Origin of the sequence: Streptomyces sp. NPDC004327, assembly GCF_042873935.1 — a bacterium.
Taxonomy (GTDB): Bacteria; Actinomycetota; Actinomycetes; order Streptomycetales; family Streptomycetaceae; genus Streptomyces.
In genome coordinates this window covers 112427-132442 of record NZ_JBIAME010000002.1, presented here as the reverse complement: position 1 = coordinate 132442, position 20016 = coordinate 112427, and the positions used below count along the sequence as shown (strand labels likewise).

20 protein-coding genes are annotated in these 20016 nt (G+C 71.3%); 7 read left to right on the top strand and 13 right to left on the bottom strand.

Annotation, left to right across the window (positions count from 1 at the left end; all coding sequences use genetic code 11):
* Positions 1-47: 47 nt before the first annotated feature.
* The 7 genes from ACFYU9_RS06645 to clpS all read right to left on the bottom strand — a co-directional run bounded on the left by ACFYU9_RS06645 (position 48) and on the right by clpS (position 4813).
* Positions 48-998: a PLP-dependent cysteine synthase family protein gene (locus ACFYU9_RS06645; protein WP_389206637.1), complete on the bottom strand. Its 951-nt coding sequence runs from the start codon at positions 996-998 to the stop codon at positions 48-50.
* A gap of 14 nt (positions 999-1012) precedes the next feature.
* The gene (locus ACFYU9_RS06640; RefSeq protein ID WP_389206639.1) at positions 1013-1294 is read right to left on the bottom strand and encodes a MoaD/ThiS family protein; all 282 of its coding nucleotides are present in this window, start codon (positions 1292-1294) and stop codon (positions 1013-1015) included.
* Positions 1295-1410: 116 nt separating this feature from the next.
* Positions 1411-1527 (bottom strand): putative leader peptide, encoded by a 117-nt coding sequence (locus ACFYU9_RS06635; RefSeq protein WP_389206641.1) that lies wholly within the window; start codon positions 1525-1527, stop codon positions 1411-1413.
* A 91-nt stretch (positions 1528-1618) separates the two neighbouring features.
* Positions 1619-2044, bottom strand: a complete 426-nt coding sequence (locus ACFYU9_RS06630) for a Mov34/MPN/PAD-1 family protein (protein WP_389206643.1) — start codon at positions 2042-2044, stop codon at positions 1619-1621.
* A gap of 96 nt (positions 2045-2140) precedes the next feature.
* Positions 2141-3577, bottom strand: a complete 1437-nt coding sequence (locus ACFYU9_RS06625; RefSeq protein WP_389206645.1) for an amino acid permease — start codon at positions 3575-3577, stop codon at positions 2141-2143.
* Positions 3578-3914: 337 nt separating this feature from the next.
* Positions 3915-4508: a DUF2017 domain-containing protein gene (locus tag ACFYU9_RS06620; protein WP_389343232.1), complete on the bottom strand. Its 594-nt coding sequence runs from the start codon at positions 4506-4508 to the stop codon at positions 3915-3917.
* A complete protein-coding gene (gene clpS / locus ACFYU9_RS06615; RefSeq protein WP_352080754.1) occupies positions 4508-4813 on the bottom strand; it encodes an ATP-dependent Clp protease adapter ClpS in 306 nt (101 codons plus the stop codon). Before clpS ends, ACFYU9_RS06620 begins: the two co-directional genes overlap by 1 nt.
* Before the next feature lie 100 nt (positions 4814-4913).
* Between clpS and ACFYU9_RS06610 the strand changes: the two genes are divergently transcribed.
* Positions 4914-6242 carry a nicotinate phosphoribosyltransferase gene (locus ACFYU9_RS06610; RefSeq protein ID WP_389206649.1) on the top strand — a complete coding sequence of 443 codons (1329 nt, stop codon included), beginning with the start codon at positions 4914-4916 and terminating at the stop codon, positions 6240-6242.
* Between the two features lie 116 nt (positions 6243-6358).
* Complete coding sequence (locus ACFYU9_RS06605) at positions 6359-6955, top strand: isochorismatase family protein (protein ID WP_389343229.1); 597 nt, start codon at positions 6359-6361, stop codon at positions 6953-6955.
* A 9-nt stretch (positions 6956-6964) separates the two neighbouring features.
* On the opposite strand, the gene ACFYU9_RS06600 is transcribed toward ACFYU9_RS06605, so the two are convergent.
* Together ACFYU9_RS06600 and ACFYU9_RS06595 are read right to left on the bottom strand one after the other, a co-directional pair.
* Positions 6965-7267: a hypothetical protein gene (locus ACFYU9_RS06600; protein WP_389206653.1), complete on the bottom strand. Its 303-nt coding sequence runs from the start codon at positions 7265-7267 to the stop codon at positions 6965-6967.
* Between the two features lie 144 nt (positions 7268-7411).
* Complete coding sequence (locus ACFYU9_RS06595) at positions 7412-9832, bottom strand: immune inhibitor A domain-containing protein (RefSeq protein ID WP_389206655.1); 2421 nt, start codon at positions 9830-9832, stop codon at positions 7412-7414.
* Positions 9833-10200: 368 nt separating this feature from the next.
* On the opposite strand from ACFYU9_RS06595, the gene ACFYU9_RS06590 reads away from it, so the two are divergent.
* On the top strand, positions 10201-10503 hold the full coding sequence (locus ACFYU9_RS06590; protein ID WP_389343226.1) for a hypothetical protein: 303 nt from the start codon (positions 10201-10203) through the stop codon (positions 10501-10503).
* Positions 10504-10518: 15 nt separating this feature from the next.
* Here the strand turns inward: ACFYU9_RS06590 and ACFYU9_RS06585 are convergent, their stop codons facing one another.
* Together ACFYU9_RS06585 and ACFYU9_RS06580 are read right to left on the bottom strand one after the other, a co-directional pair.
* Positions 10519-11319, bottom strand: coding sequence for an RDD family protein (locus ACFYU9_RS06585; RefSeq protein ID WP_389343223.1), 801 nt, complete (start codon positions 11317-11319; stop codon positions 10519-10521).
* A gap of 151 nt (positions 11320-11470) precedes the next feature.
* Positions 11471-13297 (bottom strand): RDD family protein, encoded by a 1827-nt coding sequence (locus ACFYU9_RS06580; protein WP_389343220.1) that lies wholly within the window; start codon positions 13295-13297, stop codon positions 11471-11473.
* A 375-nt stretch (positions 13298-13672) separates the two neighbouring features.
* Here ACFYU9_RS06580 and ACFYU9_RS06575 point away from each other — a divergent pair, with 375 nt between their 5' ends.
* The gene (locus ACFYU9_RS06575; RefSeq protein ID WP_389206663.1) at positions 13673-14167 is read left to right on the top strand and encodes an SsgA family sporulation/cell division regulator; all 495 of its coding nucleotides are present in this window, start codon (positions 13673-13675) and stop codon (positions 14165-14167) included.
* Between the two features lie 164 nt (positions 14168-14331).
* On the opposite strand, the gene ACFYU9_RS06570 is transcribed toward ACFYU9_RS06575, so the two are convergent.
* On the bottom strand, positions 14332-15711 hold the full coding sequence (locus tag ACFYU9_RS06570; protein ID WP_389206665.1) for an FAD-binding oxidoreductase: 1380 nt from the start codon (positions 15709-15711) through the stop codon (positions 14332-14334).
* A gap of 98 nt (positions 15712-15809) precedes the next feature.
* Here ACFYU9_RS06570 and ACFYU9_RS06565 point away from each other — a divergent pair, with 98 nt between their 5' ends.
* The gene (locus ACFYU9_RS06565; RefSeq protein WP_389206667.1) at positions 15810-17261 is read left to right on the top strand and encodes a hypothetical protein; all 1452 of its coding nucleotides are present in this window, start codon (positions 15810-15812) and stop codon (positions 17259-17261) included.
* A 195-nt stretch (positions 17262-17456) separates the two neighbouring features.
* On the opposite strand, the gene hppD is transcribed toward ACFYU9_RS06565, so the two are convergent.
* Positions 17457-18602, bottom strand: a complete 1146-nt coding sequence (gene hppD / locus ACFYU9_RS06560) for a 4-hydroxyphenylpyruvate dioxygenase (RefSeq protein WP_389206668.1) — start codon at positions 18600-18602, stop codon at positions 17457-17459.
* Positions 18603-18723: 121 nt separating this feature from the next.
* On the opposite strand from hppD, the gene ACFYU9_RS06555 reads away from it, so the two are divergent.
* Positions 18724-19203, top strand: a complete 480-nt coding sequence (locus tag ACFYU9_RS06555; protein WP_389206670.1) for an Lrp/AsnC family transcriptional regulator — start codon at positions 18724-18726, stop codon at positions 19201-19203.
* 111 nt (positions 19204-19314) lie between these two features.
* Positions 19315-20013 carry an ArsR/SmtB family transcription factor gene (locus tag ACFYU9_RS06550; protein WP_389206672.1) on the top strand — a complete coding sequence of 233 codons (699 nt, stop codon included), beginning with the start codon at positions 19315-19317 and terminating at the stop codon, positions 20011-20013.
* Positions 20014-20016 lie beyond the last annotated feature (3 nt).

Here is a 20016-nt window from a genome sequence, read left to right as displayed (position 1 = left end):
CGGGCGGGAGCGCGGCCCCCGCCCGTCGTACAGGTCCTCGTTCCGGGCTACGCCCAGAGCTGGTCCTGCATCGTCGCGATCGCCTCTTCGGTCGTCGCGGCGGTGTAGACGCCCGTCGAGAGGTACTTCCAGCCGCCGTCGGCGACGACGAAGACGATGTCGGCGCTCTCGCCGGCCTTGACGGCCTTGCGGCCGACGCCGATGGCCGCGTGGAGGGCCGCGCCGGTCGAGACGCCCGCGAAGATGCCCTCCTGCTGGAGGAGTTCGCGGGTGCGGGTGACGGCGTCGGCGGAGCCGACGGAGAAGCGGGTGGTGAGGACGGAGGCGTCGTAGAGCTCGGGGACGAAGCCCTCGTCGAGGTTGCGCAGGCCGTAGACGAGGTCGTCGTAGCGCGGCTCGGCGGCGACGATCCTGACGTCGGGCTTGTGCTCGCGCAGGTAGCGGCCGACGCCCATGAGCGTGCCCGTGGTGCCGAGGCCCGCCACGAAGTGGGTGATGGAGGGCAGGTCGGCGAGGATCTCGGGGCCGGTGGTGGCGTAGTGGGCGCCCGCGTTGTCCGGGTTGCCGTACTGGTAGAGCATCACCCAGTCCGGGTGCTCCGCGGCCAGCTCCTTGGCGACGCGGACGGCGGTGTTGGAGCCGCCCGCCGCCGGCGAGGAGATGATCTCGGCGCCCCACATGGCGAGCAGCTGGCGGCGCTCCTCGCTGGTGTTCTCCGGCATGACGCACACGATGCGGTAGCCCTTGAGCTTGGCCGCCATGGCGAGCGAGATGCCGGTGTTGCCGCTGGTGGGCTCCAGGATCGTGCAGCCGGGGGTGAGCCGGCCGTCCTTCTCCGCCTGCTCGATCATGTGGAGCGCGGGGCGGTCCTTGACCGAGCCGGTGGGGTTGCGGTCCTCCAGCTTGGCCCAGATGCGGACGTCGTCCGACGGGGAGAGCCGGGGCAGTCGGACCAGCGGCGTGTTGCCGACCGCCGCGAGCGGGGAGTCGTAACGCATGGGGACCGGTCCGCTCAGACCATGCCGCCGGCGACGGCCGGCAGGATCGTCACGTGGTCGCCGTCGGAGAGCTCGGTGGTGAGGCCGTCGAGGAAGCGGACGTCCTCGTCGTTGAGGTAGACGTTGACGAAGCGGCGGAGCTTGCCGTTCTCGTCGATGAGGCGCTCCCTGATCCCGGCGTGACGGGTCTCCAGGTCGGCGATGAGCTTGTCGAGGGTCTCACCGCTGCCGTCGACGGCCTTGGCGCCGTCGGTGTAGGTGCGGAGGATGGTCGGGATGCGGACCTCGATGGCCATGGCGTGGGCTCCTGTCGGAAGGGGCGAAGGGGCGAAGTGGCGTGCTGGGCGCGCGTCTGGACCCCCGCGCGAGGGGTGGTGGTGCGGAGGTGCGCTCGGGCCGTGCGTCAGGTCGCTCAGAACTCGGCGCGCGACGGACAGATCGCGCTGGCGAGGCGGCACAGGTCGACGTGCAGCCGCGCGACGAGCGGGACCGTGCTCGGCGTCTCTTCGCTCACGTCGTGGGAAACCATGCGCTCATCGTATCGATTCCCGGTCCGGGTTCCGGAATGTGATCTCACATGACGGACAGTTCGCGTTCGACTGACGGACGGGGCCGGCCGGTCACTCGTACGCCTCGACGACCTTGACCTCTTCCTCCGTCACCTCGCCGTCGACGATCGCGTACGAGCGGAACTGGAACGGGCCCGCGCCGTCGGTGTCGGCGGTGGAGACGAGGACGTAGTGGGCGCCCGGCTCGTTGGCGTAGGTGATGTCCGTGCGGGACGGGTACGCCTCGGTCGCGGTGTGCGAGTGGTAGATGATCACGGGCTCCTCGTCCCGGTCGTCCATCTCGCGGTACAGCTTGAGCAGGTCGGCGGAGTCGAACTCGTAGAACGTGGGCGAGCGCGCCGCGTTGAGCATCGGGATGAAGCGCTCGGGGCGGCCCTTGCCGACCGGCCCCGCGACCACGCCGCATGCCTCGTCGGGGTGGTCCGCGCGGGAGTGATCCACGATCTGGTCGTACAGGGCTCGGGTGATGGTCAGCATGCCGACAGGATAAACAGACGGGCCGCCCCGTACCGAGGTTTGGTACGAGACGGCCCGAATGCTGAGAAACTGCTGGTCAGGACCCCAGGAGTCCGGTCAGGACTTCTTGGCGAAGGCGGCGCCCTCGGGGTTGCGGGCCTTGAGCACCAGGTAGGAGACCGCGAGCAGCAGGCCCCAGACCGGCGCGCCGTACAGCGCCACGCGGTTGTCCTTGTCCATGGCCATCGTGACGATGACCATGCCGATGAAGGCGAGCGAGAAGACGCTGAACCAGATGCCGCCCGGGGCCTTGAAGGAGGACTGCGGCAGCTCGCCGCGGTCGGCCTTGAGGCGGTAGCGGATCTGGCAGAAGAGGATGACGATCCAGGCCCACATGCCGGAGATGGTGGCGAAGGAGACGACGTAGTTGAACGCCTCGCCGGGCCACTGGTAGTTGATCCCGACGCCGACCAGCATCAGCGCGGCGGAGACGGTGGTGCCGATCAGCGGGGTGCCGGACTTCGTCAGCCTGGTGAACGCCTTCGGGCCCTGGCCGTTGAGCGCGAGGTCGCGCAGCATGCGGCCGGTGGAGTACATGCCCGAGTTGCAGGAGGAGAGCGCGGCCGTCAGGACGACGAAGTTGACGATGGCGGCGCCGACGCCGAGGCCCATCCGCTCGAACGCCTCGACGAACGGGGAGACGCCCGGCTTGAACGCGGTCCACGGCACGACCGACAGGATCATGATCAGCGCGCCGACGTAGAAGACGGCGATGCGCCACGGCACGGTGTTGATGGCCTTGGGCAGGACGGTCTTCGGGTCCTTCGACTCGCCCGCGGTGACGCCGACGAGCTCGACGGCGAGGAAGGCGAACATGACCATCTGCAGGGTCATCAGGGTCGAGAAGATGCCGTTCTTGCCGGCGAAGAAGCCGCCCAGGTCCCACAGGTGGGTGAGGGACGCGGTGTCACCGGCGTCGGAGAAGCCGAGGGTGAGGATGCCGGCGCAGATCAGGATCATGCCGACGATCGCGGTGACCTTGACCATCGAGAACCAGAACTCCAGCTCGCCGAAGAGCTTCACGGAGATCAGGTTGGCGCCGTAGAGGATGACGGTGAAGACGAGGGCGGACAGCCACTGCGGGATGTTCCACCAGTACGTCATGTAGGTGGCCGCGGCGGTGACCTCGGTGATGCCGGTGACGACCCAGAAGAGCCAGTACGTCCAGCCGGTCACGAAGCCCGCGAAGGGGCCGATGAACTCGCGTGCGTACTCCGAGAAGGAGCCGGACACGGGGCGGTACATGAGGAGCTCGCCGAGCGCCCGCATGATGAAGAAGATGACGAGGCCCGCGATGGCGTAGGCGAGGATCAGGCTCGGTCCCGCGATGGAGATGCCCTTGCCCGCGCCCAGGAAGAGGCCGGTGCCGATGGCGCCGCCGATGGCGATCATCTGGATCTGACGGGCGCCGAGTGCCCGGTGATAGCCCTCGGCCGGAGCGGAGTCCGCTGCCTCATTGCCGTCGTGCTGCTGGTCGACCTGCACTGAGGTCATGGTGGTGCGCCTTTCTCCATGCTGATCCGCGCACCGGCCGGCTCGGCCGTCTGTGCTGCGGATCAGGTCCTGATCCCCCCGGATGTGGAATGGAGTGCCACCGGCGGTCAGCCGGTCGAAGCGCCCCCGGGGACAGGGGTGGCGTCCCCGGGTGGTCGTGAAGATTTATCACGCGCTTAACCGTGATCGGCGGGTACGGGCGTGACGCGCGCCACAAGAACAGCCGGGAAAACCGGACACAAGAGGACGAAAGGCGCAGTTGGATAACGTATTCGTTATCCGGATTTGAGCGTCCGCTGAGCGAACACCCTCTCCTTTACCGGAACAGGGCGTTCCGCTACGACATCAGCGTCTCGACGAGGGTCTCCTGCAGCCCGCCCAGCCACAGGTACGCCATCACCATGGGCTTGCGCGGGTCCTCGTCCGGCAGCCGGTACAGCTGCTCGCTCTCGTCGTCCTCCGTGACCTCGAGCCGGGTGGCGATGGTCAGCCTCAGGTCGTTGAGGGTGCCGAGCCAGGCGCGGGACTCGTCCGGGGTGAGCTTGAGGATCCCGCCGCCGCCCTCGCCGGCCGCGGCCGAGTCGGAGGAGAGCGAGTCGAGGCTGCGGACCATCGCGAGCGCGTCGCCGCGCTTGCGGGCCCGCAGGTCGTTCTCGGTGAAGCGGCGGAAGTCGGCGGCGGCCTGGCGCAGCTCGTCGGTGTCGTCCCCGTACGCGTCGGGGAAGAGCCGGCGCAGCGCCGGGTCGGAGGGCGGCTCGCTGGGGCCCTCGGCGAACAGCGCGGCCAGCGGGTCCTCGCCCGCGACCGGCTCGTCGCCCGGGCCGATCAGCTCCAGGAGCTGTACCGCGAGCGAGCGCAGGATGGAGACCTCGACCTCGTCGAGCGCGACGGCGGCGCCGCCGCCGGGCAGGGCCTCGAAGCGCCCCGCCATCAGCCGCGGTCCTGCGAGAGGGTCGCCCACAGGCCGTAGCCGTGCATCGCCTGCACGTCCCGTTCCATCTCCTCGCGGGTGCCGCTGGAGACCACCGCGCGGCCCTTGTTGTGCACGTCGAGCATCAGCTTGTGCGCCTTGTCCTTGGAGTAGCCGAAGTACGCCTGGAAGACGTAGGTGACATAGCTCATCAGGTTGACCGGGTCATTGTGGACGAGGGTCACCCAGGGCACGTCGGGTTCGACGACGGCGGAGACCTCCTCGGCCGATTCGGTCCGTTCGATCTCGATAGGCGCAACGCTCACTTACCCCATGCTGCCACCCCGAGGGGCCTGTCGCACAAACGGGGTCACCCCACGGAGCGGGTATTCGTCAAAGTGACGAATACTGCGCTAGCATCATCGCATGAACGCTGCGGACCTTGGGCTGCCGGTGGACGTTCCGTCGACGGCGCTCTTCACCGACCAGTACGAGCTGACCATGCTCCAGGCGGCCCTCAGGGCCGGTACCGCGGACCGCCGGTCCGTCTTCGAGGTCTTCACCCGCCGGCTGCCCGAGGGGCGGCGCTACGGCGTGGTGGCGGGCGTCGGGCGGGTCCTGGACGCCGTCGAGAACTTCCGCTTCGACGCCGGCGTGCTCGGCTTCCTGCGCGAGCGCGGCATCGTCGACGAGCCGACGCTCGCCTGGCTCTCCCGCTACCGCTTCTCCGGCGACATCTGGGGCTACCCCGAGGGGGAGGTGTACTTCCCCGGCTCGCCGCTGCTGCGCGTCGAGGGCACCTTCGCCGAGTGCGTGCTCCTGGAGACCGTGATCCTCTCGATCCTCAACCACGACTCCGCGATCGCGGCCGCCGCCTCCCGCATGTCGGTCGCCGCCGGCGGCCGGCGGCTGATCGAGATGGGCGCCCGGCGCACCCACGAGCTGGCCGCCGTGGCCTCCTCGCGCGCCGCCTACGTGGGCGGCTTCGACTCCACCTCCGACCTGGCGGCCGGTTTCCGCTACGGCATCCCGACCGTCGGCACCTCCGCGCACGCCTTCACCCTGCTGCACGACACCGAGCGCGACGCCTTCCGCGCCCAGGTCGACTCGCTCGGCAGCGGTACGACGCTGCTCGTCGACACCTACGACGTCGCCGAGGCCGTCCGCACCGCCGTCGAGGTGGCCGGCACCGGGCTCGGCGCCGTCCGCATCGACTCCGGCGACCTGCTGCTCGTCGCGCACCGGGTGCGGGCGCAGCTGGACGAGCTGGGCGCGCGGGACACCAAGATCGTGGTCACCTCGGACCTCGACGAGTACGCCATCGCCTCGCTCGCGGCCGCGCCGGTCGACGCGTACGGGGTCGGCACCCAGTTGGTCACCGGCAGCGGCCACCCCACCTGCTCGATGGTCTACAAGCTGGTCGCCCGCGCCTCCTCGGCCGATCCGAAGGCCCCGCTGGTGCCGGTCGCGAAGAAGTCGCTCGGCGGCAAGGCGTCGGTCGGCGGCCGCAAGTGGGCCGCGCGCCGGGCGGACGCCGAGGGCGTGGCCGAGGCCGAGGTGATCGGCACCGGCCCGGTCCCGCCGGAGCTCGTCGACCGCCAGCTCCTGGTCGAGCTGGTCAAGGCCGGTGACGTGGTGGCCCGCGAGCCCCTGGAGGCGGCGCGCGCCCGGCACATCGCGGCGCGCGCGGCGCTGCCGCTGTCGGCGATGCAGCTGTCGCGCGGCGAGCCGGTGCTGCCGACCGAATACGCGTGACGCCACCGGGTACCCGTAATGCCTCAGAGCGCCCCCTCCCTAAGGGAGGGGGAAGTCTCTAGGCTCAGCTCCGTTCCCCGACCCGCCCCGCCGACGCCTCGCTAAGGACAGCCGCCATGCACCGCGCATTGATCGTTGTGGACGTTCAGAACGACTTCTGCGAGGGGGGCAGCCTCGCGGTGACCGGCGGCGCGGACGTCGCCGCCGCCATCACCGAGCTGGTCGGCGAGTCGGCGGGGGCCGCCTACCAGCACGTCGTCGCCACCCGCGACCACCACGTCGAGCCGGGTGAGCACTTCTCCGACGAGCCGGACTACGTCACCTCCTGGCCGCGGCACTGCGTGGCCGGAACCGAGGGGGTCGGCTTCCACCCGAACTTCGCGCCCGCCGTCGCCAGCGGCGCGATCGACGCGGTGTTCGACAAGGGCGCCTACGAGGCGGCGTACAGCGGCTTCGAGGGGCGCGACGAGAACGGCAGCACGCTCGCCGACTGGCTGCGTGCCCGCAAGGTCACCGACGTCGACGTCGTCGGCATCGCCACCGACCACTGTGTGCGCGCCACGGCCCTGGACGCGGCCCGCGAGGGCTTCCGCACCCGGGTGCTGCTCGACCTGACGGCGGCGGTGGCGCAGCCGACCACGGACCGGGCCATGGAGGAGCTGCGCCAGGCGGGCGTGGTGCTGACCGGCAACCCGGTCGTCGCCCGCTCCTGAGGCGCCGCGTCAGGCCGCGGGGGCCTTCGGCAGGGACCGTATCGGGTGCCACAGCTCCTGGGCGGTGATCCGCCAGAGCATGCCCTCCGGGTGGTGCAGCACGGCCGTTATCTCGTCGGGCGTGGGCGGCTCGGCGTTGCCGCGGAGGTAGACGGCGCGCAGGCCCAGGTTCCGCAGCCGGGTCAGGGCGCGGGCGCGGTTCGCGGCGTGCACCAGGAAGCGCACGGTGGCGCCGTCGCCGGCCGGGCTGGGCAGTCCGATGGCGACGACGACACTGCCTCCCGGCAGTCTGCAGAACCCTCCGTTGGGCATGCGGAACCACTCCCCCGTGGAACTGATGTCAATAAGGTCGGACGGCCGGAGCCGTACGAGGCACCTAAACACGATCGGCCGCCGCCCGCTAGGGGGCGACGGCCGATCATGCTCTGACCTGCGGTGATGCAGGAGAATTAGCTGTTACTTCACCGACGGGCCAACCTGGACCGTGACCGTGGAGCCGTCCTTGGCCTCCTTGAGGACACGGATCTGGGTGTTGGTGTCAGTTACCTGGACACCGGCGCGCGGGGTCTCGGCGAACCAGTAGACACCCTTGTGGTCGTCGAAGACCGGGTTGCCGGCCTGGGACGGGACCCAGGTCGCCTGGCCCAGCTTGTGCAGCTGGAAGCCGTCCGTGCCGGAGATGCTGAACGGGGAGTCGTACGCCTGGACGCGGTTGCGCATCAGGGTGCCGTCGCTCCACTTCAGCGGGCTCGGGTGGGCGTCGATCGGGAGGACGAGGCCCTTGCCCGGGTGCTGGGAGGTGTTGTTGTCCTTCTGGGACAGGTCCCACTTCCAGATCAGCAGACCGTTCTGGTACGGGTAGTGCTCGACCCAGCTGGCCTTGTCACCCGTGAAACCGAAGTTGTACGGGCCGGTCTTGAGGGTCTTGTCGGACGAGACGTACTGGCGGTTCTCCGCGATGTAGTACTGCTCGTACTCCTTCGTGAAGCCCTTGCCGATGCGCGAGAAGCCCTTGGCGACCCAGCCGTTGTCACCGTTCTCGGCGTTGTCCGAGAAGACGTTGGCACCGTCGGCGGTCAGCGTGATGGCGTCGGCCGTGAAGCCCTTGCCGCCCGCGCCGCCGTCCGTCTGGTAGCGGAAGCGGAGCTTGACCTTCTGGCCCGCGTAGGCGTCGAGGTCGTACGAGAGCTTCTGGTACGCGCCGGAGGTGCCGGTCAGCGCCGGGGCGCCGGAGGCGTCCTTCTCGATCGGCTTGCCGTTGGCGGTGCCGTCGAGGGCCTTCCAGTTGGCGCCGCCGTCGGTGGAGACCTCGGCGTACAGGAAGTCGTAGTCCTGCTCGATGTCGTACCAGCCCTGGAGGTCCAGGGAGGCCTTCGACTTGCCGGTCAGGTCGACGTCACGGGTGAGGGTGTTCTTGAGGTCGTCACCCATGTCGCTCCACCACTGGGTGGCACCCTCGGCGGGGGCCACGACCTCGGTGGCGACCTTGCTCTTCGGCAGCTCGACGAGGAGCGCCTGCGGGTTCTTGGTGTTGTACTCCGAGACGCCCAGCGTGAACTTGGTCTTGGCGGCGCGCTGCCAGTCGTTGACCTTGGCGTAGTTCAGCCAGCCGAGCTGCAGCTTGTCCCAGGCGCTCATGTCGCCGGGCAGGTCGCCGATGGAGTCCTTGCCGGCGCCGAGCCAGGAACCGGAGGACATCAGGTCCCAGAAGCCGGTCGAGTTCTCGCCGCCGGAGGTGTCGTAGTGGTCCGGCAGACCGAGGTCGTGGCCGTACTCGTGGGCGAAGACGCCGAGGCCGCCGTTCTCCGGCTGCATCGTGTAGTCGCCGACCCAGATGCCGGTGTCACCGATCTGGGTACCACCGGCCTTGTTGCCGGCCGGGCCGGTCTTGCCGGCGTCGGTGCCGTAGGCGTACCAGCGGTGGGCCCACAGGGCGTTGGTGCCCTGGACGCCGCCGCCGGCCGACTCGTCCTCGCCCGCGTGGACGATCTGGAAGTGGTCGATGTAGCCGTCGGGCTCGTTGAAGTTGCCGTCGCCGTCGGCGTCGTAACGGTCCCACTGGTCGTACTTCGACAGGTCCGCCTTGATCTCGGCGTCCGTCTTGCCCTTGGCCTTCTGGTCGGCGACCCAGGCGTTGACGCCGTCGCGGACGGTGTCCCACACGTTGGCGCAGTTGGTCTGGCCGCAGTAGTTGGAGCCGTAGCGGGCCTCGTTGTACGGGACCTTGACCCAGTCGGAGACCTCGCCGTCGACCGAGTAACGGCCGGAGGAGGTCTTCTCGTAGAAGGTCTTCATGGAGTGCTTCGGGTTGCCGGCCTTGTCCTTGCCGGTGCCGAAGTACAGGTCCTGGAAGTGCTGCTGGTTGTAGTCCGGCTGCCAGGCCGTCGAGTTGTCCTTCGCGCGGTCGGGCTGCGCGATGGTGTTGTGCAGCGGACCGGGCTCGCCGCCGTACTTCGGCTTGAGGTCCGTGGTGTCGTCGTCCTTGCGGTCGACCAGGGTGGTGTTGTCCACCTTGTCGCCGAACTCGACGAGGATGGTGAAGATCTTGTCGGTCTTCTCGCGGCCGAGCTCGACGTACTTCTTGTTGTCGAGCTTGACGACCTGCGAGGCGCCGCGCTTCTCCACCTTGGTCTCGCCGCTGAGCACCTGCTCCACGGCGGCCTTGCGCGCCTGCTCCTGCTGCTTGCTGAACGGGCCGTCGAGGTCGTGGTCGACCGCGGCCTTGTCGATCGCGTTGGCCCGGGCAGCGGCGCTCGTCGCCGGCGCGTCGCTGTGCGAGTCGGCCCACGCGGTGCCGAAGGTCGAAGCGGTGGCGGCGGTGGCCGCGAGCACCACGACGATGGCGGACGTTCTGATCGCCCGTCGCTTGTTGGTCACTTGTTTGTCCTCCCCAGGGGCGCGCTCGACACCGGCGGATCGCATGGTGGGGTGTCCGCCCGGGCGGAAGCGCGCGTCACAAGTGACGACATTCGACCGGAGTTAAAGCAGAAAAGACAGATCTTGACTTGGACAGACCAACTGCACTATGCAGGAGCGGATTTCCGATAGTCGAACATCGAACGAACTTGCGGTAAGGCGTGCGGGAGCACGGGCGGCGCCCGAGGCCCGGCCGTGCGCCCCTGCGCCCCCTGTGCACCGGCTCACACGACCCGTGGGTTAGGTCACGCTTACTTCCGGTTCCGCTCGGGCATCCACCGTCATAGAGTCGCCCGTTGCCACGCTCGCCCCGAGGGACGGTACCCGTCATGCGCCCGAACGCCGTGAACGCCGCACAGTTCGCCTACGGTTCGGCCACCGTCGTACTGTCGACGGCCGCCCTGCTGCTGCTCTCCGGCACGACCACACTGCTCGGCATCGCGGCGGTCTGCGCCGCGGGGCTGCTGCTCGGAGTGCTGGTGGGAGTGCTGGTGGCGGTGACGATGCCGGTACGGGGACGGCCCGTCAAGACCCCGGACGCGAGTGACGCGTCGTCTCCCGAGGCGCACGAGGAGATCCGGGTGCCGGCCGCGCCCGTGGGCGCGGGGGCCGACACCCGGACCGGTTCGTAGTCCGCGACGGAGGAGCTACGACGGGACCGACACGACGACCGTCTTGGCGGCCTTGTCGTGCAGACCCTGCTTGTAGGGCTTGTCCACGAGGATCAGGATCAGCAGGATCAGCGGCCACAGACAGGCGCAGCAGATCAGCGCGGGCAGCCAGAGCACGAGCGCGCGGACGAGCGCGGTGTTCGTCGGCGGCGTCGACCCGTCGTTGAGCATCGCGACGCGCAGCTTCATCCACTTCTTGCCGAGGGTCTGACCGCGCTGCGTCGCGACCATGACGGTGTCGTAGGCGACGTACGCGACGATCGTGAGCAGCTGGAACGCCAACTGGCTGCCGCCGTTGAGGCTGTTGACGGTGGCGTCGAAGTTGTCGCTGTTGGTGGCGTGCCTGTAGATGTTGAACGGGATGCCGATGATCGCGAGCGGCACGGCGATGATCAGCCAGTCGATGATCCGGGCGATGATCCGGCGCCCGGAGTCGGCGAGCGGGGGCATGCCGGAGAGCGGATCGGGCCCGCCGTAGCCGTAACCGCCGTTCCCGCCGTACGGGGGCGGGGGCGCGTTGTCGTACGGGTTGCCGGGCGGTGGTCCGCCGCCGCCGGGAGGTGGTCCGCCGCCGCCGGGAGGTGGTCCGCCGGGAGGTGGTCCGCCGGGAGGGGGGCCCGGTGGCGGGGTGCCCGGGGGCGGGCCGCCGGGAGGGGGTTCCGGGGGCGGGGTGCCGCCCGGCTGGCCGGCGCCCGGCGGGCCGGCGGGCCGCTTGCTGAACGGGTCGTCCTCGGGCGGCGGACCCGAGGGCGGAGGCGGCGGCTGATCGTTGCTCATGGGGGCAGTGCATCCCGCCCTCATGAGCCTCGCAACGATTCGCCCCCCGTTCGGGGGAGGACGGCTCCCGGGCCGTCCCGCGACGCCGCTGAGCCGCTGACCCGCTGACCGCGAACCCGCGAACCCGCTAACCCGCGAACCCGCTAACCCGCTAACCCGCCACGAAGGTCCTGGCCGCCTTGTCGTGCCAGCACTGCCGCCACGGCCGGTCGAACAGACACCACAGCACGTTCAGCACCCCGACCCCGATCAGCCCGAGCACCCCGTACACCAGCCACCGCCGCAGCGCGGCGCCGAACGTGGGCGGCTCGTGCGCCTCGATGTCCCGCACCTGGATGCCGCACAGCTTCTTGCCCAGCGTGCGCCCCCACTTCGCGGTCGGCAGCACCTCGTACACCACGCCGAGCACGAGGAACGCGGCCAGCACGATCCCGAACTGCACCGCCGTCGTCGAGTCCACCAGCCACACCTGCACGGTGACCCCGGACTGCCGCGCCGCCTCGATCTTCTCCTCGATGTGCGCGAGCGCCGCGCTGACGAACGGATAGGCGACGGCGCCCATGGCCGCGCCGAAGACCACCCCGTCGACGATCCGCGCGAGCAGCCGCCGCCCCATCCCGGCGGGCCGCGCGGCGGCCTGCTCCCGCACGGCGGCGAGGAAGGGATCGTCGACGGGCGGCTTCCAGGGGACGACGGGCGGCGCGGAGTCGGCACCGGCCTGACCGGACTGACCAACCTGACCGGCCTGACCAACCTGGCCCTGCGAGGCCTGCTGCCCCTGCGGGGCCCAGGGCGCGGAGGAGTGAGGGGCGAAGGCGCCGGCGGCCGGTCCGGCGGGCATCCCGCCGAGCCGCGCGGAGGCGGCGGCGGGGGTGCCGGACTGCGGACCGGCGGCAGGGGCACCGGACGACTGGGGACCGGCGGCGGGGGTGCCGGACTGCGAACCGGCGGCGGGCCAGGCGGGATGGGCCCCCGGGCCTCCGGCCGCGGGCTGTCCGGGCGTCACTGCCGGGGCGCTGACCGGTCCCTGGCCGGGTACGGCACCCGCGCGTCCGGGGGTCGCGGCGGGAGCGCTGCCCGGGCCCTGACCCGGTACGGCACCCGCGCGTCCGAGCGCCGTGGCCGGCGCGCTGCCCGGGCCTTGGCCGGGTCCTGCGGGTCCGGGCGTCGCGGCCGGAGCACTGACGGGGCCTTGGCCGGGTACGGCACCCGCGCGTCCGGGGGTCGCGGCGGGAGCGCTGCCCGGGCCCTGCGCTCCGTTGCCTGCCGCGGGGGCCACGCCGGGCGCCCGGTCGGCGGCGTCGGCGGAGCCGCGTACCGCCGAGGCGGCAGCGCTCGACCTGGCGTCGGCCTGCCCGGCGGCGGGCCAGACGGCCGGTCCTGCGCTTGCGGAGGAGTCACCGGCGGCGTCGGCCGCCGCGGAAGCACCCGACTTGGCGTCGGCCTGACCGCCGGCAGCGGGCCACGCGGGTGAGCCGCCGTGTCCCTGGCCCGGCACCACCGGGGCGGCGGTGGGTGCACGGCCGTCCGCCGGGGTGCCGGCGGGTGCACGGCCGTCGGCCGGGGTGCCGGCGTGCGCGGCGTCCTCGCCGGCTGCCGCCGGCCATCCCGTGCCCGCCGCCCGCGGGTCCGCCGCGTCCGGGCGGCCCCAGGACACCCGCTGGTCGCGGTCGCCACCGAAGCCCGTCTGCTGGGAGGTGGTGGCCTGCCAGGCCGAGGCGGGCTCACTGGGCGTGGACACGGGGTCCTCGTCCAGGAACATCGGGCCCGTCTCCTCGACCGAGGGCGCCGACGGGGCCGGCGGCGGGGTGGGGGCGGCCGGCGCGCCGGGGGCGGACTCGTCCTCCTTGGGGGCCGGCCGGCTGGTGCCGGGAACCCACGCGCCGCCGTTCCAGAAGCGGATGTACCCCGGAATGGACGGGTCCGGGTAGTAGCCCGCCTGCGGTACGTCTCCGCCGCCTCCTGGAGGAGTAGCCACTTCCCCGACTCCGTTCCGTCACAACGCCCTGATCCGCGCGGACCGCGCCCGCGGCCCAGGGAGGACAGTAACGAAGAACGGCCCCGCTGGGACAAGGAGCCCGCCAGAAAGCCCGCCTTCGGGGGACACCCCCACAAAATCATCACCCAGAGTGATCCTCGGGCCCCCGCCTACCCCCGTAGACCCGGTTCGATCCGGGTCCGGCCGGCCCTGGAGCGGCTCCGGACCGACTCCGAACCGGCTCTGGACCGGCGCCGGACCGGCGCCGGAAAAATTTCCCCAGAAACTTTTCCGAAGTCGCGTAATGGATCCGCCCGACCCCTCTCTCTCCCGGTGAAGGCCCACCCGGGCACACGCAGAGAGAGGCAGCCCGCCATGCAGAACACGGACAACAACAACGTCGTCGAGCGCGAGCTCGAACTCAGGCTCGTCCTCTCCCCCGAGCGCTCCGTCCCCGTCCCCGCCCGCCTCGCCTACCGCGTCGACGACCCGTACGCCGTCCACATCACCTTCCACATCGGCACGGACCACCCGGTCAACTGGACGTTCGCGCGCGAGCTGCTCGTGGAGGGCGTGTTCCGGGCGTGCGGGCACGGGGACGTACGGATCTGGCCGACGAAGGTCGACGGCCGGAACGTCATCCTGATGGCCCTGTCCTCGCCCGACGGCGACGCCCTCCTTGAGGCCCCGTCCGCGCAGGTGTCCGCGTGGCTGGAGCGGACCCTGCGCGTGGTGCCGCCGGGCACCGAGACCGAGCAGCTCGGCATCGACGACGGGCTGGCCGAACTGCTCGCCACCACCGTCCTGGCGGACGACCTGTGGCTGCGCGACCCGTGGCCGTCGGACGAGTCCGCCGACGGTGACCTGTGAGACCGGGGCACGGAAGTGCCGGAGGGCCAGAGGTCAGGGGCCAGGGGTCAGAGGTCAGGGCTCAGGGGTCAGGGGCCAGGGGCCAGGGGTCAGGGGTCAGGGGGCAGAGGTCAGGGCTCAGGGGCCAGGGGTCAGGGGCCAGAGGTCAGACAGCTTGCCCGGGGTCAGAACAGCTTGCCCGGGTTCAGCAGGCCCAGCGGGTCGAACGTCTTCTTGATCCCGCGCTGCAGCTCCACGCCCACCGGCCCGAGCTCCCGCGCCAGCCACTCCTTCTTCAGCACGCCCACCCCGTGCTCGCCGGTGATCGTGCCGCCGAGTTCGAGGCCGAGCGCCATGATCTCGTCGAAGGACTCCCGCGCCCGCCGCGACTCGTCCTCGTCGGCGTGGTCGAAGCAGACGACGGGGTGGGTGTTGCCGTCGCCGGCGTGTGCGCAGACGCCGATGGTCAGCGCGTACTTCTCGGCGATCGCCGCCGTGCCCGTGAGCATCGCGGCGAGCTTCGTGCGCGGCACGCACACGTCGTCGATCATCGTGGCCGACTTGATGGTCTCCAGTGCGGTGAGCGAGAGCCGCCGGGCCTGGAGGAGGAGTTCGGACTCGGCGACGGAGTCCGCCGGGACGACCTCCGTCGCGCCCGCGGCCCGGCACAGCTCCCCCACCGCGGCCAGGTCGGCGGCCGGGTCCGGGGTGTCGAAGGCGCACAGGAGCAGCGCCTCGGTGGTGTCGGGCAGGCCCATGTGGGCGAGCTCGTTGACGGCCCGGACGGTGGTGCCGTCCATCAGTTCGAGGAGCGACGGGGTGTGGCCGCGCTCCATGATCGTGCAGACGGCCGCGCAGGCCGCCTCCGCCGACGGGAACTCGGCGGCGAGCGCGAGCTGGGCGGGCGGCTGCGGCTTGAGGGCGAGCACGGCCCCGACGACGATGCCGAGGCTGCCCTCGGAGCCGACGAAGAGCCGGGTCAGGTCGTATCCGGCGACGCCCTTGGCCGTGCGCCGGCCGGTGCGCAGCAGCCGTCCGTCGGCGAGGACGACGTCGAGACCGAGCACGTACTCGGCGGTGACCCCGTACTTCACGCAGCACAGACCGCCGGACGCGGTGCCGATGTTGCCGCCGATGGTGCACGTCTCCCAGCTGGAGGGGTCCGGCGGGTAGTACAGGCCGTGTTCGGCGACGGCACGCGAGAGCACGGCGTTGACCACGCCCGGTTCGACGACGGCGATCCGGTCGACCGGGTCGATCTGGAGGATGCGGTCCATTCTGACGAGCGAGAGCACGACGCAGCCGTCGGTGGCGTTGGCGGCGCCGGACAGGCCGGTGCGGGCGCCCTGCGGGACGACGGGGACGCGCAGTTCGGTCGCCGTGCGCATGACGTGCTGGACCTGTTCGACGGTGCGCGGGAGCACGACGGCCGCGGGGGTGCCGGCCGCGCAGAAGCTCGCCATGTCGTGGGCGTAGGAGGCGGTGACGTCGGGATCGGTGAGCACGGCCTCGGCGGGGAGCCCCGCGCGCAGCAGGGTGTGGAGCCTCTCGTGAAGATCGTCCATGCCTCCAGCCTGGCACCCGGGGCCATCGGTGTGAACCCGCCGTCGCCCGGTGCTGGTGTGCTCTTCGTACAGCGGCGCGCGGGCGCACAGTGTGCGCCATGAGACCCGAGAACGTGTCGCGGACGGTCCTCGCCTCCGGCGTGGGCGCGGTGCTCGCGGCGACGGCGCTGCTGTACGTGCCCGAGCTGGTCGGCCGGTCGCCGGAGCGGCCGCCCGGTCCCGCCGAGCGGGCGACGCACGCGGCGAACGCGGGGGCGCAGGCGGCGCTGCCCGATCTGGTCGCGCTGATCGGCGACCGGGAGACGTGGCTGCGGTCCCACCCGGGTGACGCGGAGTCATGGGCGGTGCTCGGCGCGGCCTATACGGAGCGGGCGCTGCGGCGCGCCGACCCGGCCGACCTGCCCCGCGCCGAGCGGGCCCTCAAGCGGTCCCTGGGCGGCCGGAGCGCCGGCAGCCCGGACGCGCAGGTGGGCATGGCGGCCCTCGCCAACGCGCGCGGTGACTGGGCGGCGGGCAAGCAGTGGGGCGAGCGGGCCCGGAAGGCGGATCCGAAGCGCTGGGCGGCGTACCCGGTGCTGATCGACGCGTACAACGGTCTCGGCGACTACCCGGCGGCCCAGAAGGCGACCGAGACGCTGGCCGAGCTGCGCTCGGGCTCCGCGGTCAGCTCCCGTTCGGCGCGGCTCTACCGGAACATGGGCTGGCGCGAGGACGCGGGCGCGGCGGCCCTGGACGCGGTGGCGCTGGCGGAGACGGGCCCGGAGAAGGCGGCGGCGCTGGCCGCGGCCGGTGACCTGGCGTGGGAGCGGGGCGAGCCGCGCGAGGCCCTCGCGCAGTACGACGCCGCGCTCGGGCTCGTACGGGATCACGGGCCGTCGCTCGCGGGCCGGGCGCGGGCGCGGGCGGCGCTGGGGCGGACGGCGGAGGCTGTACGGGACTGGCGGGCGGCCCTGGAGCGGTTGCCGCTGCCGGAGTACGTCCTGGAGGCGGCGGAGCTGGACGAGTCGCTCGGCCTGGACGGCGACGCGCGGGCCCGGTACGACCGGCTGCGGACCGGGGCGGCCTGGCCGGGCGCGGAGGTGACGCTGGGGCTGCTCGACGCGGACCACGGCGACGCGGCGCGGACGGCGGACGCGGTCCGGCGGCTGCGCGCCGCGTGGGCGGGCGGGCACCGTTCCGTGCAGCTGGCGGACGCGCTCGGCTGGGCGCTGTTCCGGTCGGGCGCGCCGAAGGAGGCGCTGGTGTACGCGAAGAAGGCCACCGACGAGGGGCTGCGCAGCGCGCTGTTCGCGTACCACCGAGGGGAGATCGAGCGGGCTCTGGAGGAGTACGGCCCGGCCCGCCGCCATCTCGCGGAGGCACTGCGGATCAACCCGTACTTCTCGCCGCTGCTCGCACCGCGCGCGAAGGAGGCGCTCGCGGCGCTGGGCGACCCGCCGGACGAGCTGCCCGTGGACGTGCGCCCGGAGAAGCCCCGGTCGGACGGGCCGCCCGGGGACGTGCGGAAGAACGTGCTCCCGGAGGAGCCGGGGAAGCCGAAGGCGGCGTGAGGGCCCCGGGCGAGTCCCCCGTACTCGCCCGGGGCGTGGCAGGGGCCCGGCCCGGTGCTGTCACCCGGGCCGGGCCCCTGCCGTGCAAGGTGGTTCTGGGTTGAGCTGGGTGGTTCTGGGTTGAGCTGGGCGGAGCCGCGCGGAACGCGGATCAGAAGCCGATCAGACGCCGATCAGACGCTGATCAGACGCTGATCAGAGGTTGCCGCGCTTCTCCTGCTCGCGCTCGATCGCCTCGAACAGGGCCTTGAAGTTGCCCTTGCCGAAGCCCATGGATCCGTGGCGCTCGATCATCTCGAAGAAGACGGTCGGGCGGTCCTGGACCGGCTTGGTGAAGATCTGCAGCAGGTAGCCGTCCTCGTCGCGGTCGGCGAGGATCTTCAGCTCGCGCAGGGTCTCGATCGGGACGCGGGTGTCACCGACCCACTCGCCGAGCGTGTCGTAGTACGAGTCCGGGGTGTCCAGGAACTGCACGCCGGCGGCACGCATCGCGCGCACGGAGGCGACGATGTCGTTGGTGGCGAGGGCGATGTGCTGGACGCCGGGGCCGCCGTAGAACTCCAGGTACTCGTCGATCTGCGACTTCTTCTTCGCGATCGCCGGCTCGTTGATCGGGAACTTCACCTTGAGGGTGCCGTCGGCGACGACCTTCGACATCAGCGCCGAGTACTCGGTCGCGATGTCGTCGCCCACGAACTCCTTCATGTTCGTGAAGCCCATGACCTTGTTGTAGAAGCCGACCCACTCGTTCATCTTGCCGAGCTCGACGTTGCCGACGCAGTGGTCGATGGCCTGGAAGACGCGCTTGGCCGGCGGCTCGACCATCGGCTGGGCGGCGGCGTAACCGGGCAGGTACGGGCCGTCGTAGCCGGAGCGGTCGACGAGGGTGTGGCGGGTCTTGCCGTACGTGGCGATGGCGGCGAGGACGACGGTGCCGTGCTCGTCCTTGAGCTCGTAGGGCTCGGCGAGGCCGGTGGCGCCCTGCTCGATCGCGTGGGCGTAGGCGGCGCGCGCGTCCGGCACCTCGATCGCCAGGTCGATCACGCCGTCGCCGTGCTCGGTGACGTGGTCGGCGACGAAGCGGCCCCAGTCGCTGGTGGCCTTGATGACGGAGGTGAACACGAAACGGGCGGAGCCGTTGGTGAGGACGTAGTTGGCGGTCTCGCGGCTGCCGTTCTCCGGTCCGGAGTAGGCGACCAGCTTCATGCCGAAGGCCGTGGAGTAGTAGTGCGCGGCCTGCTTGGCGTTGCCGACGGCGAAGACGACCGCGTCCATACCCTTCACCGGGAAGGGGTCGGCCTCACGCGCGGTGGAAGTGGTGTGATCGATGGTCTCAGTCATGTGATGAGCGTCCCGCCGGTCGGCAGGCTGCGCAATAGTTTCTTGTCCTACTGGTCAATCTGCCCAGCGACCGGCCAGTATGGCCGGGCGACTTGTACATGATGACCATCGGGAGGCCGTCGTGGCGATCGATCATCTGGACGGACGGCTCATCGTCCTCCTCGCACAGGAGCCCCGGATCGGGGTGCTGGAGGCGTCACGGCGGCTCGGCGTGGCCCGCGGCACGGTCCAGGCCCGGCTCGACCGGCTTCAGTCGAACGGCGTCATCCGCGGCTTCGGCCCGCAGGTCGACCCGGCGGCCCTCGGCTACCCGGTCACCGCCTTCGCGACCCTGGAGATCAAGCAGGGCCAGGGCGCCGACGTGCGCGGGCACCTGGCGACCGTGCCGGAGGTCCTGGAACTGCACACCACGACCGGCCACGGGGACATGCTGTGCCGGCTCGTGGCCCGCTCCAACGCCGATCTCCAGCGGGTGATCGACCGCGTCGTCGGCTTCGAGGGCATCGTCCGGGCCTCCACGGCGATCGTCATGGAGAACCCGGTCCCGCTGCGGATCATCCCGCTGGTGGAACAGGCCGCGGAGGACCAGCCGCCGCGGTGACGCGGGCGGGAGCCTACGGAAGTTGAGGCTCCGCTTGATGCCGTGGAAGTTGCAAAGAACCCTCTGCAAAAACCCCTTGCAGAGGGTTCTTTGCAACTCTACTGTGGAGCCATGTCCGAGAAGCCCGACCCCGCCACCGCACCCCGGCCCGCGGCCGATCCCGGCCCCGGCCCCGGCCACCCGCCTGGACCCGATCACGGCCCCGGCCACACGCCTGGAGCCGATCCCGGCCCCGAGGAGCAGCCCGGTCCGCGGGTGCTCGACCCGCGCTCGCTGCGCGGGCTCGCCCACCCGCTGCGCATCCAGCTGCTGCGCGCCCTGCGCCACCACGGCCCCGCCACCGCCTCGCAACTGGCCGAGCGGCTCGGCGAGTCCAGCGGCGCCACCAGCTACCACCTGCGCCAGCTCGCCGTCCACGGCTTCATCGAGGACGCCCCGGAGCGCGGCAAGGGCCGGGAGCGCTGGTGGCAGGCGGTGTCGGGCGGCACGAGCTTCGACGAGGCGCTGTACAAGAACCCCGACCCCGAGGTCCAGGGCGCCATCGAGGTCTATCTCCACGAGATCGCGAACATCCACACCCAGGAGCTGAACACCTACCTCGGCACCCGCCACCAGTGGACCGACATCTGGGTGGGCGCCTCCGACATGAGCGACTTCACGATCCACCTGACGCCCGAGCGGCAGAGCGAGCTCAACGAGAAGATCCACGACCTGATCAACGAGTACGGCGCGGCCACCGACCCGGACGCGGCCGGCGTCCAGCGGGTCCGGATGCACCTGCACGCCTTCCCCCAGCACGGCGCGAACTGACCG

Coding starts and splice junctions, on each gene's coding strand:
- ACFYU9_RS06635 (WP_389206641.1), bottom strand. CDS start 1,527: ATGGTTTCCCACGACGTGAGCGAAGAGACGCCGAGCACGGTCCCGCTC.
- ACFYU9_RS06610 (WP_389206649.1), top strand. CDS start 4,914: ATGAACGCTGCGGACCTTGGGCTGCCGGTGGACGTTCCGTCGACGGCG.
- ACFYU9_RS06600 (WP_389206653.1), bottom strand. CDS start 7,267: ATGCCCAACGGAGGGTTCTGCAGACTGCCGGGAGGCAGTGTCGTCGTC.
- ACFYU9_RS06630 (WP_389206643.1), bottom strand. CDS start 2,044: ATGCTGACCATCACCCGAGCCCTGTACGACCAGATCGTGGATCACTCC.
- ACFYU9_RS06550 (WP_389206672.1), top strand. CDS start 19,315: ATGTCCGAGAAGCCCGACCCCGCCACCGCACCCCGGCCCGCGGCCGAT.
- hppD (WP_389206668.1), bottom strand. CDS start 18,602: ATGACTGAGACCATCGATCACACCACTTCCACCGCGCGTGAGGCCGAC.
- ACFYU9_RS06575 (WP_389206663.1), top strand. CDS start 13,673: ATGCAGAACACGGACAACAACAACGTCGTCGAGCGCGAGCTCGAACTC.
- ACFYU9_RS06645 (WP_389206637.1), bottom strand. CDS start 998: ATGCGTTACGACTCCCCGCTCGCGGCGGTCGGCAACACGCCGCTGGTC.
- ACFYU9_RS06565 (WP_389206667.1), top strand. CDS start 15,810: ATGAGACCCGAGAACGTGTCGCGGACGGTCCTCGCCTCCGGCGTGGGC.
- ACFYU9_RS06570 (WP_389206665.1), bottom strand. CDS start 15,711: ATGGACGATCTTCACGAGAGGCTCCACACCCTGCTGCGCGCGGGGCTC.
- ACFYU9_RS06605 (WP_389343229.1), top strand. CDS start 6,359: ATGCACCGCGCATTGATCGTTGTGGACGTTCAGAACGACTTCTGCGAG.
- ACFYU9_RS06590 (WP_389343226.1), top strand. CDS start 10,201: ATGCGCCCGAACGCCGTGAACGCCGCACAGTTCGCCTACGGTTCGGCC.
- ACFYU9_RS06620 (WP_389343232.1), bottom strand. CDS start 4,508: ATGGCGGGGCGCTTCGAGGCCCTGCCCGGCGGCGGCGCCGCCGTCGCG.
- ACFYU9_RS06585 (WP_389343223.1), bottom strand. CDS start 11,319: ATGAGCAACGATCAGCCGCCGCCTCCGCCCTCGGGTCCGCCGCCCGAG.
- ACFYU9_RS06625 (WP_389206645.1), bottom strand. CDS start 3,577: ATGACCTCAGTGCAGGTCGACCAGCAGCACGACGGCAATGAGGCAGCG.
- ACFYU9_RS06640 (WP_389206639.1), bottom strand. CDS start 1,294: ATGGCCATCGAGGTCCGCATCCCGACCATCCTCCGCACCTACACCGAC.